This is a genomic window from Microbacterium psychrotolerans, from assembly GCF_031085295.1.
GTDB lineage: Bacteria > Actinomycetota > Actinomycetes > Actinomycetales > Microbacteriaceae > Microbacterium > Microbacterium psychrotolerans.
This window is the reverse complement of the sequence record NZ_JAVFWO010000003.1, coordinates 427,520-445,759: the sequence shown is the minus strand read 5'-3', so window position 1 is coordinate 445,759 and position 18,240 is coordinate 427,520. Positions and strand designations below refer to the sequence as shown.

At 69.6% G+C, this 18,240-nt stretch carries 18 protein-coding genes; 8 read left to right on the top strand and 10 right to left on the bottom strand.

What is annotated here, in order from left to right:
* Positions 1 to 110: 110 nt before the first annotated feature.
* Positions 111 to 3,209, bottom strand: a complete 3,099-nt coding sequence (locus tag Q9R08_RS11115; protein WP_308868073.1) for a hypothetical protein — start codon at positions 3,207 to 3,209, stop codon at positions 111 to 113.
* A gap of 236 nt (positions 3,210 to 3,445) precedes the next feature.
* Between Q9R08_RS11115 and Q9R08_RS11110 the strand changes: the two genes are divergently transcribed.
* A complete protein-coding gene (locus Q9R08_RS11110) occupies positions 3,446 to 3,790 on the top strand; it encodes a hypothetical protein (RefSeq protein ID WP_308868072.1) in 345 nt (114 codons plus the stop codon).
* A gap of 7 nt (positions 3,791 to 3,797) precedes the next feature.
* On the opposite strand, the gene Q9R08_RS11105 is transcribed toward Q9R08_RS11110, so the two are convergent.
* Complete coding sequence (locus tag Q9R08_RS11105) at positions 3,798 to 4,238, bottom strand: MarR family transcriptional regulator (RefSeq protein WP_308868071.1); 441 nt, start codon at positions 4,236 to 4,238, stop codon at positions 3,798 to 3,800.
* Positions 4,239 to 4,339: 101 nt separating this feature from the next.
* Between Q9R08_RS11105 and Q9R08_RS11100 the strand changes: the two genes are divergently transcribed.
* Complete coding sequence (locus Q9R08_RS11100) at positions 4,340 to 5,851, top strand: diguanylate cyclase (protein WP_308868070.1); 1,512 nt, start codon at positions 4,340 to 4,342, stop codon at positions 5,849 to 5,851.
* Between the two features lie 95 nt (positions 5,852 to 5,946).
* Here the strand turns inward: Q9R08_RS11100 and Q9R08_RS11095 are convergent, their stop codons facing one another.
* On the bottom strand, positions 5,947 to 6,747 hold the full coding sequence (locus Q9R08_RS11095) for an ABC transporter permease (RefSeq protein ID WP_308868069.1): 801 nt from the start codon (positions 6,745 to 6,747) through the stop codon (positions 5,947 to 5,949).
* Positions 6,744 to 7,841 (bottom strand): ABC transporter ATP-binding protein, encoded by a 1,098-nt coding sequence (locus Q9R08_RS11090; RefSeq protein ID WP_308868068.1) that lies wholly within the window; start codon positions 7,839 to 7,841, stop codon positions 6,744 to 6,746. The genes Q9R08_RS11095 and Q9R08_RS11090 overlap by 4 nt, the downstream gene beginning before the upstream one ends.
* Before the next feature lie 61 nt (positions 7,842 to 7,902).
* On the opposite strand from Q9R08_RS11090, the gene Q9R08_RS11085 reads away from it, so the two are divergent.
* On the top strand, positions 7,903 to 8,925 hold the full coding sequence (locus Q9R08_RS11085) for a helix-turn-helix transcriptional regulator (RefSeq protein ID WP_308868067.1): 1,023 nt from the start codon (positions 7,903 to 7,905) through the stop codon (positions 8,923 to 8,925).
* A gap of 129 nt (positions 8,926 to 9,054) precedes the next feature.
* Here the strand turns inward: Q9R08_RS11085 and Q9R08_RS11080 are convergent, their stop codons facing one another.
* Together Q9R08_RS11080 and Q9R08_RS11075 are read right to left on the bottom strand one after the other, a co-directional pair.
* On the bottom strand, positions 9,055 to 9,972 hold the full coding sequence (locus Q9R08_RS11080; protein ID WP_308868065.1) for a DUF222 domain-containing protein: 918 nt from the start codon (positions 9,970 to 9,972) through the stop codon (positions 9,055 to 9,057).
* The gene (locus tag Q9R08_RS11075) at positions 9,893 to 10,441 is read right to left on the bottom strand and encodes a hypothetical protein (protein WP_308868064.1); all 549 of its coding nucleotides are present in this window, start codon (positions 10,439 to 10,441) and stop codon (positions 9,893 to 9,895) included. The genes Q9R08_RS11080 and Q9R08_RS11075 overlap by 80 nt, the downstream gene beginning before the upstream one ends.
* Before the next feature lie 215 nt (positions 10,442 to 10,656).
* Between Q9R08_RS11075 and Q9R08_RS11070 the strand changes: the two genes are divergently transcribed.
* The gene (locus Q9R08_RS11070) at positions 10,657 to 11,136 is read left to right on the top strand and encodes a heme-degrading domain-containing protein (RefSeq protein WP_308868063.1); all 480 of its coding nucleotides are present in this window, start codon (positions 10,657 to 10,659) and stop codon (positions 11,134 to 11,136) included.
* Between the two features lie 109 nt (positions 11,137 to 11,245).
* Here the strand turns inward: Q9R08_RS11070 and Q9R08_RS11065 are convergent, their stop codons facing one another.
* Together Q9R08_RS11065 and Q9R08_RS11060 are read right to left on the bottom strand one after the other, a co-directional pair.
* Positions 11,246 to 11,710 carry an Hcp family type VI secretion system effector gene (locus tag Q9R08_RS11065; RefSeq protein ID WP_308868061.1) on the bottom strand — a complete coding sequence of 155 codons (465 nt, stop codon included), beginning with the start codon at positions 11,708 to 11,710 and terminating at the stop codon, positions 11,246 to 11,248.
* 116 nt (positions 11,711 to 11,826) lie between these two features.
* Positions 11,827 to 12,294 (bottom strand): hypothetical protein, encoded by a 468-nt coding sequence (locus tag Q9R08_RS11060; protein WP_308868060.1) that lies wholly within the window; start codon positions 12,292 to 12,294, stop codon positions 11,827 to 11,829.
* Between the two features lie 312 nt (positions 12,295 to 12,606).
* On the opposite strand from Q9R08_RS11060, the gene Q9R08_RS11055 reads away from it, so the two are divergent.
* On the top strand, positions 12,607 to 13,368 hold the full coding sequence (locus Q9R08_RS11055) for a hypothetical protein (protein WP_308868059.1): 762 nt from the start codon (positions 12,607 to 12,609) through the stop codon (positions 13,366 to 13,368).
* A 169-nt stretch (positions 13,369 to 13,537) separates the two neighbouring features.
* Positions 13,538 to 15,097, top strand: coding sequence for a hypothetical protein (locus tag Q9R08_RS11050; protein ID WP_308868058.1), 1,560 nt, complete (start codon positions 13,538 to 13,540; stop codon positions 15,095 to 15,097).
* 116 nt (positions 15,098 to 15,213) lie between these two features.
* On the opposite strand, the gene Q9R08_RS11045 is transcribed toward Q9R08_RS11050, so the two are convergent.
* On the bottom strand, positions 15,214 to 16,107 hold the full coding sequence (locus tag Q9R08_RS11045; RefSeq protein WP_308868057.1) for an aldo/keto reductase: 894 nt from the start codon (positions 16,105 to 16,107) through the stop codon (positions 15,214 to 15,216).
* 184 nt (positions 16,108 to 16,291) lie between these two features.
* Positions 16,292 to 17,038 (bottom strand): EAL domain-containing protein, encoded by a 747-nt coding sequence (locus Q9R08_RS11040; protein ID WP_308868056.1) that lies wholly within the window; start codon positions 17,036 to 17,038, stop codon positions 16,292 to 16,294.
* Positions 17,039 to 17,218: 180 nt separating this feature from the next.
* Here Q9R08_RS11040 and Q9R08_RS11035 point away from each other — a divergent pair, with 180 nt between their 5' ends.
* Together Q9R08_RS11035 and Q9R08_RS11030 are read left to right on the top strand one after the other, a co-directional pair.
* Positions 17,219 to 17,626, top strand: coding sequence for a DUF4383 domain-containing protein (locus Q9R08_RS11035; protein WP_308868055.1), 408 nt, complete (start codon positions 17,219 to 17,221; stop codon positions 17,624 to 17,626).
* Entirely contained in the window at positions 17,623 to 18,156 is a 534-nt protein-coding gene (locus Q9R08_RS11030) for a hypothetical protein (RefSeq protein WP_308868054.1), read from the top strand. The genes Q9R08_RS11035 and Q9R08_RS11030 overlap by 4 nt, the downstream gene beginning before the upstream one ends.
* Positions 18,157 to 18,240 lie beyond the last annotated feature (84 nt).

Here is an 18,240-nt window from a genome sequence, read left to right as displayed (position 1 = left end):
TTCGAATCGTTTCGGGGGATGCTTCCAAAATACTCCTCCGAAACGAATGGTCGAGAACGGCGGGTACGCCACCCCCTCCTTCAGGAGGGGGTGGTCGGGCGGGCGCCTTCTCAGCGCGCCGCCGACGCGTCGCCGCGGGCCTCGGCGAGCGTGGATCCCGTGACGCGACGGCGTCGCCAGGGCAGCGCCAGCGCGACCCCCACCACGAGCAGTACGGCCGCGAACGCGGCGGCCGCCCATGCCGTGGCATCGGGGATCTCGAGGTAGGTCGTGATGCCGAGGATCCGCGCGAGGCCCCAGGGCAGCAGGCCCATCTCGTCGTTCCAGAGCGTGAGCGCCGATTCGAGACCGACCACGCCGACGGCGGCGGACGGCACCAGCAGCCCGGCGCCCACGGCGGCCAGCACGTACCCGGTGGCCCGGCGGGCACCGACCTGCGCGGCGAGGGCCCAGCCGGCGGCGACGAACACCCAGACGAAGAGTGCGAACGCCACTGTGATGTACACGGTGCGCAGCACGGGATCGGTCCAGAACGCGAACCAGTAGCCGCCCGGCCCCGTGAACGACAGAGCGAACAGCGTGAGGATGCATCGCAGCATCACGACGCCGCCGACCGCGGCGATGACCGGCCACGGCGACCGCTGCCAGACGAACAGCCGCACGACGAGGGCGAACACCGCCCACGCCCCGATGGTGACGGCCAGGTGCGTCCACGACAGGAACGACGTCTGCACCGCCCGTGTGGCGACGAGCAGCGCTGTCGGCACGATCAGCAGCAGCCACCGGTCGAGCTCGAGCATGCCGAGCGTCGACTCGCGCGCACGCCACGGACGGGTGGAGGCGATCCAGGTCGCGCGGGCAGCGGCGGCACCGGGCTTGGCGACCAGCCGCGTGCGCGCGGCGAGCATGCCGATCACGACCCATGCGATCGCGAGCAGCAGCAGGCCGCGTGCGAGCCACGCCATCGTGAGGTCGCGCTCGGCCCTCTCCACGCCGAGCTGAGCCGCGGTGAGGTTGAACGCCGGGTAGTCGAGGCTGCCCTCGTACCGCTCGAGGTGCGTGACGGCGAGTGCCTCGTAGGCGGCGCGGTCGGCATCCCATTCCGCGTACGACTCGGGTGAGAGCGTGTCGTGCCACTCGCCCTGGTGCAGGATCATCGCCCGGTACGCCTCGAGCAGCCGCAGGGTGTCGAGCTCGTAGTCGAGGGTGTCCATGAAGGCCTCGCGCATGTCGGCGGAGTGCCAGGTCTCGGCATCCGTTCCGGTCACGAGATCGCGCATCTGCTCGACGGCGGCGACTGCCTGCTCGCCGTCGGCGATCGCCGCGGCGATGCCGGCCGTCGACGACCCTCCGGAGGCGTCCGCCCCCGACAGTGCGCTGTCTCGCACGATCGCATAGAGGACGTCGAGCACGGCGGAGTCGCCGGTGAGGATGTCCCACTCGAAGATCCACATCATGGGCGGGGGTTCGAGCCCGATCGCGAACACGCGCTGGTCGGCGAACTGCTCGATGTACATCCCCTGGGCGATCGCATCGCGCGAGAGGGCCATGGCCCCGGCGATGGCCTGAACCGTCGCGGGGTCGTCCGAGAACCACTGCCGCGCCCAGTCGGCGGTCACCTCGGCGACATCGGTCTCGGGATCCTGCGCGAGCGCGGCGGCCATCAGCGTGTTCAGCTCGTACAGCTGCCAGAAGCCCGACTTCAGGTACAGCGACATGGGTCCGGCGCGCCAGGGACCGCCGTCCTGCGTCCACACCCAGACACCCTCGATGCGGTCGTTCGCGGCGAGCAGCTGCTGCAGCGCCGCTTGATACTGCGGGCCGAGGTCGTTGGGGAAGGCGCCGAAGTTCTCGAACTCGCGGCGGCTCTGGAACTCCACGATGCGCCGCTGATCGCCCTGCTCGAGCGTGTGGTTCAGCGGCAGCCACGTGTAGAAGTCGCCGAGGGTGTACTTCGTCGACACGATGAGCGCGGGCGAGTCGATGCCGTCGAGCACGGCCTCGTACGACGCGTCGTTCGTGTGCATGTCGCCGACGGCGCCGACGCCCACGCTCCATGTGCGGAAGATGACTTCGCGATCGGATGCCTCGGCCTGCACCGTGAACGCCCCGAGCATCGTCCGCACGGCGTCGACGGTGGTCACTTCGAGCGCGGAGTAGTAGTCCCATCCGCCGACGTCGTACACGGGACCCGCCTCGCCGATGCGGATGAGGACGCCGTCGAGCGCGGGAACCGCCTGGTACAGCTCGTCGAGGCCGGCGGCGTAGACGTCCCAGAACTCGGGATCCTCGGTGTCGAGTGAGCCGAACCGGTCGATCAGGTAGCGCTCGAGCGGTCCGGTGAGGGCGAGCATGTCGGTGCGCAGGAACACCTTCACGCCGAGCTCGTCGGCACGCTCCCAGAACGGCGCGAACGCCTCCCGCAGGGCGAGCGCCTTGTCGCGGTGGTCGTCGCCGCCCGCATAGACGGCGCCGCCCGGCACGTCGTCGAACGTGACGAACTCGACGAACCCGGGGAAGGCGACGGCGTTGATGCCGTTGGCGAGCGAGTGGCGCAGGAACCCGTCGAAGTCCTCGTACGCCGCGGCGAGCGCGGTCTGGTCGATGTACGGCGGCTCGGGCTGCACGACCGCGGCGAACGCCTTCGACGCGTGGGAGTAATCGTCCCCGCTCTCCCACTCGGCCGGGTCGGGGGTCACTCCGACCGCCCCGAGATCGCTCATCCGCAGCGGAAGACGGGATGCCGGGTGCTCACCGAGCAGGTCGGTGAGCGGCTGTGCCGCCCGCACCCGGGCGGCGAGGTCGTAGATCCCTCGTGTCGCGCCGTCTTCGTCGCCGGCTCGGACGAGCAGGGCAGCCGCGTCGCCCTCCAGCGTGTACGCGTCGTCTGTCGCGGCGAAGGTGGGGTCGATCCGGACGCGGAGTGCGGCTTCGCCGGATGTTCCGGATGCCGCAGCCGCGGCATCCGCCAACTCCTCCAGCGCGACCGACACGCGCTCGGAGTCGGGCGCATCTATCGTCGTGAAGTCAGGCGGCAGGACCGGCTCCGCGACATCGGGAACGACGGGGGCCGCCAGGTCCATCTGCGCGGACGGCTCGGTGCGGATGCCGAGCGCGTCGCCGACGGCGAACGCGACCCCGGCGCCGAGCGCCAGGAGGATGATCGCGGTGACGACAGCGAGGATTCCTCGCCGTCGCGCCGTCGTCATCCTCTGATCCTAGGTCCGGCCCGAGTGCGCCCTTACACCACCGGAGGGAACCGTTGCACACCCGTTGCGGGGAGCCATGCCGGACCAGCCCCGGGGGTCCCACGGGACGGGTAACCCGCCCCGGCAGGGCCGGCGGAAGCACGAATCCGCGCGGAAAGCAAGGCTTGGCCGTCTCGGTGGAGAATTCGGCCGTTTCTCTATACTTTTCTCGTCGCAGGTGGAGCAGGAGGATCGCGATGGCGTTTCGGAATCTGGAGACGTTGGAGTCTTGGCTCACCGAGTACCGAGCACTGGGAAAGCCGCTGGGCGATTCGGCACGCGTGATGGTGCAGGACGGCGACGGTGGGGCCGACACCGGCCTGGTGGCCTTCCGACTGGGTCACGCTCCGACCGGCGTCTTCATCCAGCCGACCCCGCAGGACGCCTCCAGCTGGGTCGCCACGATGGAACCGCGCGAAGAGAACCTGGTCCTCGATGCGGACGGCCTTCGGGAGTTGTCGACCGAGCTGGCCGCAGTCTCTGAACTCTGCGCGTTCCTCGAGGCGAAGTCGCAGGCCCATCAGGGCGCTGACATCGCCTGATCGGCGATCAGTTGCGGGCGCCCACCGTTGCGGCTGTCAACGACTCCAGCAGGGCGGCGGAGTGACCCACCAGCACCTGGTCGGCAGCGCCCACGGCCACGTCGAAGTCGTCGTCGAAACGGTTGAGGGCCGACCACGGATCTTCAGCGATGTCGATCGTGGCGGTGATGCGGTTCACCCGCCTGTCGTCCGGGTCGACGTCGCGCCGAACGAGTGAGCGTCCCACCAGGCGGTCGATGAGCGTCGTCACGCCGGCCGAGGTGATCCCGAGATACTCACGCAGGGCCGTCGGGCGCGTGCCCGGATTACCCACGATGAACAGGAGCGCCCGAGCGTCGGTGTCGCTGATGCCGAGGCTGGCGCGCGCCGCCAGCATCGCTGCGTTGCGCGCGTCGAGGTACTGGCGCAGCGCTTGCCCGAGGCTCAGCGCCGGTGTGTCGTTCGCCATGCCGCCATTCTCCCTCAGCCAGTCCGATTGCAATATAGCTAACCGATCTAATATTCAAGAATTCTAGTTAAGTTCGCGAAGCATCGGGTAAGTTGGGCCCAATGGCCGACCCGACCCCCCACGCCGTCTCGCCACCCCTCACCGCCTCGGCGCTGAAGCTAGGAGGCACTCGTGACCGACCGAAGAACTCCGATCGGCTGCTGCTCCCGTTCGACCCTCCGCGACGCGAGCATTCCGTGTTAGGTCTCGCCGTCTGCGGACTGATCGCCGTCGATCGGCACTCCGTGATCCTCGACGCCAACCCCCAGGTCCTGACGTGGCTCGACTGCGACCGCGAGGCGGTCATCGGGCGGCCGCTTGAAACGCTGCTGACCCTGCGGATGCCGCTGGCCGGCGCTGACGGACAGCGCCCCACCGATGCCACCCTGCACGGCGTGTCGGGAGTCGTCCGCCCCGTCGTCGTCGGCTCTCTCGGCCAAGACCAGTGCGGGGTCGAACGCCTCGCCGTCTACGACGTGTCGACGCGGTCCGCCTTCAGTCTCGGGTTCCAGGGCGCAGAGGCGAAGACCGAACGTGGTCGGCAGCGGCTGCAGATCCTCCTGAACGCTGCGGTCGGCTTCGGCAACGTCAGAACCGAGATCGATGCGGCAGAGCTGCTGGTGGATGTGGCGAAGCGGGCGTTCGCGGCGAGCGCGGTCAGCGTGCAGCTGGCGGGTGCAGAAGGCCTCTTCCACGCCGCCGGGGTGAATCCCCTCGCCGCGCACTGGCCGACGGGTCTCCGGCCCGCCGGGACGGTGACCATGCTCGGCGGAGAAGTCCTGATCGTGCGTTCCCCCGACGAGGCCGACTCGCACCTCCCGGGGGTTGGCGTGAGCGACATCTATCGTGCGGGCGGAGTCCACGCAGCGATCGCCTCACCGATGCGGTCCCATGGCGACGCGGTCGGTTCGATGATCTGCTTCTTCGATCACCCCCGGGAGTTCGACGAAGAGGCGGTGCCGCTCGCCGAAGCGCTCTCGAATCAAGCGGCGCAGGCGATCGCGCGCATCCGTCTTGAAGACACGCTTCGCCGCGCAGCGATGCACGATGAGGTGACCGGGCTGCCGAACCGGCGGCTGATCGAGGAAGACGTCACGCGCACCATACTCCAGGGGTACTCCGCGCTGACCGTCATCTTCATCGATCTCGATGGCTTCAAGGCCGTCAACGATCTCCTCGGTCACGCCGCCGGAGACGCGCTGCTGCGCGAGATCGGTCAGCGTCTACGCGGTGTGATCCGCGAGACGGACGTGCTCGGCCGGTTCGGCGGAGACGAGTTCATCGCGGTCGCGGCGGTGGACAGCGTGGGCGACGCCGCAGTTCTCGCCGACCGCATCCGCGCCTCGATCGCCGAGCCGTACGACGAGCTTCCGAGCGTGCTGTCGATCACGGCGAGTGTCGGCGTGGTCACGGTCGGGAACGACGGCGCCCCGGTGATGGATCAGCTCATCCGCGCGGCCGACCACGCCATGTACGAGGCGAAGATGGCCGGCGGAGACCGGGTAGCACTCGCCCGCGCCGAGACGGCTCCCGTCCCCGTCGGGCTTCCGGTCGTGGAGCAGAGCGCGCTCTAGCGCGCGACGAAACGCCCCGGACGTTCCGCGACGGTCCGGGGCGTTTCGTCTCGTTTCGCGCGCTCAACGACCGGGTCGCCGGCGCCGGGTGCGACTCAGCTGCTCTTGCGCATGGCGCGGATGCCGACGGCCAGGCCGAGGATTGCGAGGGCGACCGCCGCGACCCAGCCCCAGAGGACGGTGATGTTCCCGAGGTCGCCGGCGAACAGCGCCCGCTCCGCCTGCACGACCCAGTTGATCGGGTTGACGGTGGCGACCGCGCGCATCCACGCGGGCGCATCGTCGAGGGGCAGCAGCATGCCCGACAGGATCAGCAGCGGGAAGATGAGCGTCTGCTGCACGCCCCAGAACAGCCACTCGCGATCCTTGGTCTTCAGCGCCAGCGTGTACGACAGCGCCCCGAGCCCGATGCCGAACACCGCGAGCAGGGCGAGCCCGATCACCAGCCCCGGCACGTTGATCGTGAAGCCGAACGGCCACGCGATGAGCACGATGATGAGTGCCTGCACGACGATCGGCGCGATCTCCTTCAGCGCGCGACCGACCAGCAGCGACGAGCGCGCGAGAGGCGCGACCAGGGTGCGCTCGTGCGAGCCCGTCATCATCTCGTACTGCAGGTTCGAGCCGGTCGCCCCGGTGCCGAACAGCACGATCATCACGAGCACGCCGGGTACGAACCACTGCAGGGTCTCCCCCACCGGCTGGCCCGACGAACCCACGAGGAGCGGTGCGAAGAGCCCCAGGAACACCAGCGGCTGCACCAGGCTGAAGATCAGCGTGAACGGGTCGCGCACGACCGGCTTCAGCTCGCGCGTGAGCACGTTCCACGTATCGCGCGCCGGGTTCGCCCGCACCGCGGTGTCGGGCCGGGTCTGGGTCTGGGTCTGGGCGGTCATCGGTTCGCTCCTGTCTTCTCGGCCGCGGGTTCGGCGGTTCGGGATGCCGCGTCCGCGGCGCCTGCACTCTTGTCTGCGTCCTCATCGGGCTCGCCCTCGCCCTCGCCCGCCTCGCGCAGCGTGCGGCCGGTGAGGGCGAGGAAGACGTCGTCCAGCGTCGGCGGAACGCCGGTCGCGGTGCGGACGGCGAGTCCCGCGGCGTCCAGCGCGCGGACGGCCGCGGGCAGCAGCGCATCGCCCTCGGGTGCCGTGACCGTCACGAACGTCTGCGCGGCGTCCTCGGCCGCATCTCCCGCCGTCCGGCGCACCTCGCGATCGGTCAGCCCCTGAACGACGGCGACCGCGGCTGCGGCATCCGCCTGCGTCGCGAAGCCGAACGTGAGCACGTCGCCTGCGAGCTCGGCCTTGAGCCGCGTTGCGGTGTCGTCGGCGATCACGCGGCCGCGGTCCATGACCATGACGCGTTCGGCGTAGCGGTCGGCCTCCTCGAGGTAGTGCGTGGTGAGGAAGACCGTGGTGCCGTGCTGCGCGCGCAGGTCGATGATGTGCTGCCACAGGTTGGCGCGGCTCTGCGGGTCGAGTCCGGTCGACGGCTCGTCGAGGAAGAGGAGCGGCGGCGCGTGCATAAGGCCGAGCGCGATGTCGAGCCGGCGCTTCTGCCCGCCCGACAGCTGCTGCACCGACCGCGTCGCGAAGCCGGCGAGGTCCAGCGACTCGATGAGCTCGTCGGCACGCGCGCGCGCCGCGGCCTTCGACATGCCGTAGAACGCCCCCTGACTCAGCAGTTCGTCACGCGCGCGCTGCGAGAAACTGCCGCTCGTGAGCTGGCCGACGTACCCGATGCGGGCGCGGACGTCGGCCGGCTGCTTCAGGATGTCGAAGCCGACGACCCTCGCCGTGCCCGCCGTCGGGGGAATGAGGGTCGTGAGCATGCGCAGGCTCGTCGATTTGCCGGCGCCGTTGGGTCCGAGGAACGCGACGAGTTCGCCGCGCGCCACCTCGAACGTGAGGTCGGTGACGGCCTCGACCGTCTTGCCTTTCACGGTGAAACGCTTGGTGAGTCCCTGCGCTTGGATGATCGATTCGTTCGCCATGACCTCAAGCTAGGAACGAATGCGGACAGTTCCGGTCCGCAATCTAGGGCAATCTTGAGTCATGTCCGATACGACGACGCGCGCCCTCTCGCTGCTGAACCTGCTCCAGACGCACCGGCACTGGCCGGGCTCCGAGCTGGCGGATCGCCTGGGCGTGACCGAGCGCACCGTCCGGCGCGACGTCGAGCGGCTGCGCGATCTCGGCTATCGCATCGAGTCGTCGCCGGGCGCCGCCGGCGGCTACCGCCTCGAGGCCGGCAGCGCGGTGCCGCCGCTGCTGCTCACGGACGAGGAGGCCGTGGCCATGGCGATCGGTCTGCGCGTCGCCGCATCGCAGCGCCTCGTCAGCGGTCCCGAAACGACCATCACGGCGCTTGCGAAGCTCGAGCAGGTGCTCCCGGCTCCGCTGCGCCGCCGCGTCACCGCGCTGGCCGAAGCCGTGCAGCCGGCAGGCCTCAACGCCGGCGCGGCGGTCTCGGGCGAGGTGCTCGGCGAGCTCGCCCTCGCCACCCGCGACCACGAGCGCGTGCGCTTCATCTATACGGCGGCATCCGGCGAGGTCACGCACCGCCGCGTCGAACCGCACGCCCTGGCACCGGCCGACCGGCACTGGTACCTGCTCTGCTGGGACATCGAGAAGGAGGACTGGCGCACGTTCCGCGTCGACCGTCTGGCTTCGGTCGAGCACACGCGTGTGCTGTTCGAGCCGAAGCCGCTCACGCCCGAGCAGATCGAGGAGTTCATCTTCGTGGCGCGATCGTGGGTGCGTCAGTCTGTGGAGGCGGACGCGGTGATGGAGCTGCCGCTCGAGGCGATGCGCGACTACTTCGGCCAGTGGGGCCAGGGCGCGACCGCCGAGGACGACGCGCACACGCGGTGGCCGGTCGGCGGTGGCGACTTCCGCGAGACGATGTACGGGCTCTCGTGGATCCCTGCCGGTGTCGAGTACACGACGGACTTGGGTTCGCCCGCACGCGAGCAGTTGCGCGAGACTCTCGAGCGGATGCTGCGCGCCCTGGACGCGCCCGCGCCGCCGCTTCCGCCCGAGCGGGCGCTGGCGCGCGAGCGGCGGCTGCCGGCGTAGCGGGCGCTGGGCGCGCGAGCGGCAATTGCCGGCGCAGGCACTCGCCACGCAGCCCGACCTCCCCCTCCGGCCGGGTCGCGGAACGACGTGAGCGTGGGAGCCTCCTACGCGGACCTCGCACGCCTGAGTTCAGCGAGCAGGAGCCGGTTGGGCTCTCGCCAGCGTCGTTGCGGGTCGACCCAGCCGGGTGGTCGCACCTGCGGCATGCCGTCGACCATGCGGATCTCCCATCCGCTGGTCTCGATGCCGCGATGATGAGCCAACAGAGCAGAACGCCGTTGTCGACGGAGGTCGGGCCGCCCTTCGCCCAGTCGATGACGTGGCACCTCGCACCAGGCGGCGGCTACGGCGCAGCCCGGGATGACACAGCCACCGTCGCGGGCGCCGATCGCCTTGCGCTGCCAGTGGTTGAACACGGTCCTCGACCTGGAGTGCCTTGATCGCGCCGTTCGCCGAAACGGTGAGCCGGTGGATCGTCCCGTGGCAGCCGATGTGCCGGGCGAGCGACGCCGGAACCGCCACCGGCCCGGCGGCGCTCTCGACGAACGCGACACCGTTCGGCTCAGCCAGATCCTGCTCCATGGCCGTGACGATCAGGGTCGGCGCGGCACCGCCTAGGGTCGGAGTCTCTGCCGCGCGCGCCGCTGCGGACAGGATGGACGCGAACGCATCGTGCCGCTTCTGATCGATGGTGCGCGGATCGGGCACGCAGTCGTCTGGCGCCCCTTCGGACGCAGCATCTACGAACCGCGGCCCGCGGTCCTGCGCACGCGGGTTGAGATGCGCGTCGACGAGTCGGTAGAACTGCGCCGCGACGTCGTCCGTGACGTCGCCATAGATCCGGCGCAGACCGCGGCGCGACCGCCGGCTGACGCGGATCCCGCGCATCCGCTCTGCGTACTCCTCATCGGGGAGAGTGCCATCCGGGTCGAGGAACAACGCCCACGTGGTTGCCATGACCTTCAATTCATGGATGCCGCAGGCCGGCGCCTCGGCAGCACCCACCGCCGCCCCCCACAAGCTCGAACTCAGCAGCGTCGAGCTCATCGACCGAACAGCGCCCGAGCAGCGGTCGCAGTGCGTCGACGATCGTGGTCAGCGCATCGGCACTGAGCCGCCCGGAAGCCAACGCCGCCCGCGCATGCTCGAGCGGCGCCGGACGCGTCTGCCCGGTCAACGTCACCCTGCGGGTGATCGCCTTCGCATCGCGCAGCCGAGCCCGCGCCGTTGCGCCCGACACCAATGTCGCGCGCTCCACGAGTTCCTGCGCCGACACGCAGCCGAACTGCGCGGTGATGGCATCGTCTCCGAACTCGGAGTCAGCGCGTCGCCCGACCTCACCGCCGAACGCGATGCGAGCGGCATCCGTGATCCGTCCCATCCGTTCGATGACGCCCAAGGCGTCGACCAGCTCGCGGTGCGATAAGGCCCGATGCGCCTCACTGCCGAGTGCCGAACCGAGCGTGTCGCCGAGCAGATCGGCGGCACCGGTGAGGTCGGCGAGTGGGAAGTTCATACCCCGATTCTGGCGAGGGGCTCCGACATCCGTGAGCCGCAAAAGCGCTGGTCAGCGCCGGTTCTGTGGACAACATCGAATCAGCCCGCGAAACCACTGCCTGGGGAGGAATCCCCGCCACAACGCCGCGCTGCCGGGATCGCCCCCCAAGCTCCCGGCCCGTCACAGAGGGCGAATCGATCGAGCCGACCTCGGACAGTAGGTAGGTTCGTCCCATGACCGACGACATCGCCGCCCAGCTCGCCCGCGTCCAGGCCGACGAGGCCGAGCTGGTGCTCCCTCGCTTCGATCTGACGGATGCCTGGGCTCTCGGCACTCGGATGCGCGGGGCCGCCGCGGCGGCGGGGCTCCCGATCGTCATCGGCATCACGCTCGGCGAGGCGCGGGTGTTCCACACGGCGCTGCCCGGCTCGAGTGCCGACAACGACGGGTGGCTGGAGCGCAAGTCGCGCGTCGCCCGGCGGTACAGCCGGTCGTCGTTCGGGGTCGGGCTGTCATTCCGGGCCGTGGGCAGGAACTTCGACACCGATGCGCGCCTCGACACGGCCCGGTACGCGGCGCACGGAGGCGTCTTCCCGATCACGATCGAGGGCGTCGGCGTCGTCGGGACGGTCGGCGTCTCGGGCCTGCCGCAGGCCGACGACCACGCGTTCGTCGTCGAGCAGCTGCGAGCGTGGCTGGCCGACGCGTCATAGACGACGCTCGCGCGGTCGCTGAGCAACGGCCTTCGATGCACTCCTTCGTCGCCCGTCAGCATCCGCCGCGGCGACTGAGACGGACGCGCCGAATCCGCCCAAGAGCTCGTCAGACCTGCTGCTGCCCGAGGGTGACCGATACCGGGTCGCCCAGCGAGCCATCGGGCTGCGGAATCTGGTGCGTCATCGTGACAGACGCGAAGCCCAGCGAGGTCTGCACGACCGGATCGTCGCCCGGATGGGTGGTGCTGACGGTGGTCACGACCGCGTCGCTCAGGCGCAGGGTGAGATAGTCGCCGATCATCCCCTGCCGGCGAACGGACAGCAGAGCCTCGCCGAACCGCTTGCCGCGCGCACAGGCGTCGAACAGGAGCGGAGTGGCCGAGTCGAGGCGGAGCACCACCATGATGTCGGACAGCTCCGCTCTGCCTACCCTGCCTCCCCCACCCGGCCCGCCGGAAGACGCGTGGGAGACGAGCCAGCTCCAGTTCAGCACCTCGATCGACCCCGGATGGCGATCGTCTCTCACCTCACCCGGAATCGAGGGAACGGTGAGGAATTGCTCGTCGGACATCGGACGGTCCTTTCGCCGGTCGCCCCCGCGGCGGCATCCTCGGGACTTCGACGATTCCACGCGACGGGACGCACCTCAAGGGCGTGGATGAGACCTGCGCGCCGTGAGCCCGCGCCTCACCCGAGCGCCGACATCGCCTCGCGCCACAGCCCGCGAAGCCGCCGGTTCGACTCGGGCGCGACGCGGTTTCCGGAGCGGAACTGAAACCGCCACGCCACCTCCGGTACGACGACCTCGAGCACGTCCCGCGGCACGCGGTCGGCCTCGACGACCAGCTCGTCGAACGCGACGTCGACGAAGCTCGCCGTGCGCCGCGGGTCGGCGAAGTGCACGTCCTCGTACGGTTGCGTCAGCACAGTGCCGTGCCCGATGAGCCCGTACGACCCGCCCTGCCGTAGCAGCCACGCGTCGGTCCCCGGCTCCACCTCCTTGCGGGCCCCCACCGACCACTGCGTCACGAACGGAGTCCCGGTCGCGACGCCCGCCACGACACCCGCATAGGTGCCAGGCCACTGGTCCCACAGCTTCGGATTCCAGCCCATGATGATGCCGGCGTCGCGCCAGTGATCGGATGCCTCGGCCATGGGCCCGACCCTAACCCGCTGCGACGCGACCTCGGGTCGAAGCATCCGCGTCTCCCGTCCCGAAGGAGGATCGTCGGGCGCCGTGAAGCGTCCGTCCCCGAACATCACGCGACGCGCTTCCAGGCATGGGCGTCGTCATTCGACGGAGACGGCGATGCCGCAACCCGCGGTATCCGCCGCGCCTTTCTCGCCGTCATCCACAGAAGAACGCCGGTGGCGCAGTATCCGTCTCCGGCTCTGGGATGATGTCGCGGGGCCCCGCAGAAAGGCGACTCGTTGGCAGCTTCCACGGTATTCCGACCCGAACGCGGAATGACGATCATGAACCTCCTGGCAAGTGCCGTTCTGGCGGGCGGCGGCGTCGCACTGGCACTGGCTGCAGTCGAGGCCGGCACGACCTGGCTGCTCGTTCTTTCCGCCGCATTGGCCGCAGCCGGGCTCTGGATGATGGCTCGGTCCGCGATGATGCGGATCTCGTACGACTCCGAGACGCTGCGCGTCGTGGGGCTGTTCCGCAGTCACCGCATTCCGCGTACCGCGGTGCTCGAGATCGAGCGATGGGATCTCGAACGGCCCATGGTTCGCTGGGTCCTGCCAGGCTCGGCCGATCAGTGGACCGCGCTATCGCCGCTGGCGCTGAAGTCGAGCCCGTTCCTCCCCCGCTCGATGTACCTGCGCAGGCACCGGTTCCTGGCGCAGTTGCGCCTCTGGGCACCGGATGCCTCGACTGACGACGTACGGCCGGGTTTTCGCACGCGGTCCATCGCAGCTATCGGCCGCGTCGCGGTGGCGGTATGGGAATCGCCAGCGCTGCGGGTCGTGTTGGCGCTCGCGCTGACGGCCACTGCGGCAGCGTCCTGGCTGTTGGGGTGGAACGAGACGATGGCAGTGGTTGAGGGCCGCGCAGGATTCTCCCGCGGAGTTGTGCTGGGGGTTTTCTTCGCCGGGTTTGCTCTCGAAGGCGCGTACCTGCTGCTGCCACTGAAGCGCCGCCGTCCGCGGGTGTGGCACGTGATCCTCGGGGCGATCCTCGCTCCCCTCGTGGCGCTGCTTCTTATCGCCGTCTTCGGCTAGACCCGCGCACGCGCCCCCTGGTAGGCCGGCGGAATGCGCCATATCATTCGCGTAATCGGCGGTGTTGCCCGAGTCGTGGACCGCCGGAACGTGCGGCACGGAGGGGGATGCTGTGACGTCAGCGACTCCCCCGGATCTTCGGCTGAACGATCCTTGGACGGCACTCAACGTGACGACCTATGCCGCAGGCGTCGTCTATCTGCTGTTCCTCGCCCCGTTGCCCCGCATCCTGTGGATCTTCGCCAGCGAGATCGGCCTGAGTATCGCTGTGACGACGGCCTGGCGTGTCGGCAAGCCATTCTGGCTCGAGGCGATCTTCGTCGTGGTGACGGTCGTGCTGATCGAGGTCTTGCGCGCGGTCTCGCTGACCGTTGTGCGGCGGCCGGGCGTTCTGCGGAGGCTGAGCGGCCGGCCGGCCTTCAAGGACCTCGAGCTGATGCCGCTCTCGCAGTTCAAGTTCCTGCTGCGGTGCATCGGTGGACTGACGTTCACGTTCGATGCCGAGGGGGAAGCGCTGATGCGCGCCATCGGCACCAGCGACGAGATGGTGTTCCACGACACCCTGAAGCGACAGTACGTCGCGAAGTACGGCGACGAGGGGTGGCCAGACGCCTGGGATCAGATTCGCAACGCCTCGGTCGGCGGGACGACATTCGCCACGGCTCTGAAGTCCGGACTGCTCGGCATCATCGGCCTCAAGAGGCGCAGCCTCAGCGACATTCTGGTCGTGCCGGTGCTGCTGTACTTCTCCCTGGCGTTCCTGCTGCTTTCCGATGCACTGATTCGCAACGACGCGCTGATCCTCCTGCAGGCCACGCTGGTCGGCGGCTTGATGGTGTCGGGGCTGTCCTTCGCGCTGATGACCGTGATGCTGCGTCAGGTGACGGTGCTCGACCCCGACGAGCAGATCCTCACCCAGACGGAAGCGCTGCTCATCTCCGATGACGATCGCGCACGGATGGACGAGGCAAGTGAGGCGATGCGCGCGACGGAGGCGTACGCCGCACTCAAGAGCCACGCGGGAGCAGTCTTCCTGCCGACCGTCGAGATACGCCCGCTCTACATCTCCAGCGTCCGCGCTCTGGTCGTGCAGCTGGTCTTCTTCCTCGCGCTGGGCGCCGCGCTGGTCTGCGTCCCGCTCCTGCTCCTGCAGTGGGTAGGCGGGCTCGCTATCTCGGAATGGCCGCCCGAACGCCTCGCGGTGTGGAGCGGCTGGATGCTGCTCGGCACGGCACTGCTTCCCCTCGGAATGTCACTGGCTGTCCTGTTCGGCTTCTGGCTGTTCACGCAGTTCAACAGGTTCCTCGCGCTGGCGATGGCCGCGATTCTCACCGCCATCGTCCCGTCCGTTCTCGCCTACGCGCTGGGCGTCGAATCGGCGCGGACGGTTGCGATCACCGCGCTCGTCACCGCCGCAGTCGGCAGTATCCCGATCGCTGTGGCGGAGCTGATCAAGAAGCAGCCGGCCGCGACTGTTCCGACCCAGATGGCGTCTCCCCCGGCCTCCGACCCACCGATGGCAGTCCCTCCCGACGCAGTTGTCCGCGAGCGGGTCGAAACCCTCCGAACTCCTCGGTCGCGGAGCGAGGAGCGCACGAGACGACAGACTCTCGATCCACGATCGGGGAGCGAGCGAGCAGCGAGCGAGTCGGAACGCTCCGAGCCGACGCCTCCTCCACAACGCCCCTCGCGCCCGATTCGCCGACGCCCGCCCTCGACTCCGGCGTGACAGGTCGATCGCGCTCAGCGGCTCCGACGCCCCCCGTTTCCGTGTACCGCAGGCCCATCGCGCCGAGGATGAGCGCGCCGGCGGTCGCGTCATTGCGACGACGAGCCGCCGCCGGCTCAGTCGTCGAAGATCCCCACCGACTCCGACAGGCGGGTGACCTCGTCGGCGCTGAGCTCGAGGTTCGCCGCCTGAGCCGAGTCGGTGATGGATGCCGCGCGCCGCGCGCCCGGAATCGGAATGACGTGCGACCCCAGCGCCAGTTCCCAGGCGAGCACCGCCTGCTGCGGACTGACACCGTGCGCCTCGCCCACCTCGCGGAACGCCGAGAACCGATCGCCGACCCGGCGCGCTCCCCCGCCGGTGCCACCCAGCGGACTCCAGGGCAGGAACGCGATGTCGCGCTCGCCGCAGAAGCGCAGCTCGTCGATGCTTCCCGGATGCTTCGGCGAGAACTCGTTCTGCACGCTGGCGAGGTTGCCCTCGCCGAGCACATCGATCGCGATCTGGATCTCTTCGACGCTCGCGTTCGAGATTCCGACCGCACGAACGAGGCCGTCGTCCTGCAGCGTCTTCAGACCCGCGATGATGTCGGCGTACACGCGCGAGCGGTCGGGGCGGTGGTACTGGTACAGCTCGATCTGGTCGACACCGAGGATGTCGAGCGACTTCTCGACCGCCGAGCGCAGATACGCCTCCGACCCGTCACGGCCCTTGACGCCGCCTTCGCCGAGCCTGATCCCGCCCTTCGTCGCGACGAAGATGCTCGACGCGTCGCCGTCCCAGGTGCGCAGCGCCTCGGCGACGATGCGCTCGTTGTGCCCCATCTCCTCACCGTCCGGCGCGTAGATGTCGGCGGTGTCGATGAGGGTGACGCCGGCGTCGAGCGCGGCGTGCACAGTGGCCACGGCATCCTCGAACGACGGATACTCCTTGTCGTTGTTCATCGACAGCGGCATGGCCCCGAGCCCGATCGCCGAAACCTGTCGTCCCGCCAGCGTGCGCTGCTTCATCGCATCTCCTTCTCGCATGCGCTCAGCCTGCCAGGGCGGTGCGGCAGGGAGCAGGGACTGGACAACACCGTGCCGAGGCCGTAGAGCGCGCATGCTCGCATGGCGATTCCTCTCGGGTCATCGCGAAGCCGAGCGAGCGAGCGGGCGGCTGACCTGTTCTCGTCGCCCCTCGAGCTCGCGACGCCTACGGGAACACGATCTCCGAATCCGGATGCCGGATGAGGAAGCCCTGCGCACGATCGCAGCCGAGCTGCACCGCGATGTCGAGATGGCTCAGAGTCTCGATCCCTTCGGCGACCACTCGCAGCCCGTGTGCGTGCGCGACCTGGACGCTGTCGCGCAGCGCATCCAATGCGGGTCCCGCTGCCGACCGCACCAGCTCTCCCGGGAGCTTCACCTCCGTCAAGGGCGCACTCCGAAGATGATCCAGCGACGACGAGCTCGCGCCGTATCCTGCCAGAGAGATCTCCGCTCCGACCTCGCGGAGCATCCGCAGCTGCGGCAGCACGACGCGTTCATCGACCGGGTGGGAGTCCTGCGTCAGCTCGAGGACGAGCGCCCCAGGGGCGAACTCACGCCGCCCGAGTTCGGCGGCGACGTGATGTGCGAAGGATTCGTCCGAGAACTGCATCGGCGAGACGTTGACGGCGACGGCCCAGTCGCGGCCCGTCTCGCGCCACCCGGCAAGCGTGTCGAGACAATCGTCGAGCATCCTCCGGCCGAGCGCATGGATCGCGCCGCTGCGTTCTGCGACACCGATCATCGTCGCGGGATCGATGTCACCGAGCCGCGGGTGCCGCCAGCGGCACAGTGCCTCAGCGGCCACGATCGACCCGCTCTCCAGCGACACCTGCGGCTGGTAGACGGCGAAGACGTCGGCACCGCGTACGGCCGTCGCCAGATCATCCGCGAGGTCGTCGGTCGTGGGCATTGCTCAAGTCCACCCTGTCCGGCGATGCCGTTGCAAACCGGCGATGCGACAGGCGGCCATCAGCTAGAGTCCGCTCTGCAACGGTCACCGAGAGGCCCGCGGCATCCCATCCGATTCCCCACCCGCACCGAAGACCCTTCACAGCCGGCAGATCGCCGCGCTGAGAAAGAGAGGTCTCTCATGGGATCGTCACCGAACCGCATCGTCGCCACGGTCTTCGGCGCCGTCTACCTCCTCGTCGGCCTTCTCGGCTTCGCCTTCACGGGAGGCGTCGGCTTCATCGCCACCGAGGGCGGACTGCTCCTGGGCATCTTCGAGGTCAACCCGCTGCACAACATCGCGCACCTCCTGATCGGAGCCGCGCTGCTGATCGCCGGGATCGCGGGGCCGCGACCCGCCAAGATCGTGAACATCACGGTCGGCGCCGCGTACCTGCTGCTTGGTGTGGTCGGCTTCTTCCTCGTCGGCACCGCGGCGAACATCCTCGCCCTGAACACGCCCGACCACTTCCTGCACCTCGGCAGCGCGATCGTGCTGCTGGGCGTCGGACTGGCGGCCGAGCGGACGTCGCGGGTCGCGACGGCGTGACCATGATGGCCGCGGCATCCACGGCGGAGCGCGTCAGCCGCGCTTCGTCGTGGGTGCCCGTCGCCGCGTGGGGGCTGGGTCTCGTCGACATCGCTCTCGGAGCCGCGGCCCTGGTGGGGGTCCAGGCCGACGGGCTGTCGCGAGCCCTCGGCGTGCTCGCCGTCGTCCAGGGCGTCGCGGCCCTGGCATGGGGTGCGGCGAGCCTGGCCCTCGGCCGGACGCCGCTGCCGCGTGCGGCGGTGGCCGGAGCGGCGGCCGCGGTCGCCATCGCCGTGGCGCTCCTCGCCACGGCACCCGGTCGCGCAGGCATCCTCGCGATCATGGCGGCCACCGGCCTGGGGGTGGCAGTCGCCTGCGGGATCGTGCGGGGAACACGGCGTCCGTCGCGCCGGACGAGCCTGTGGAGCCTCATGGCCGCAGCCGCGGTCGTGACGCTCGTCGTGGTGCCGGCGCTCGGGGCGTGCCAGGGGGCGGCGCTCCTCGACGCCGACGGCACGGTCCTTCCTGTGGTCACACACGAAGGACACTGACGGATGCCGCAGCCGCCGCGCCGGCTGCGGCATCCGTCATTCATGGGTGAGGCCGCGCCGGATCGGCGCACGGCGACCCGCTCG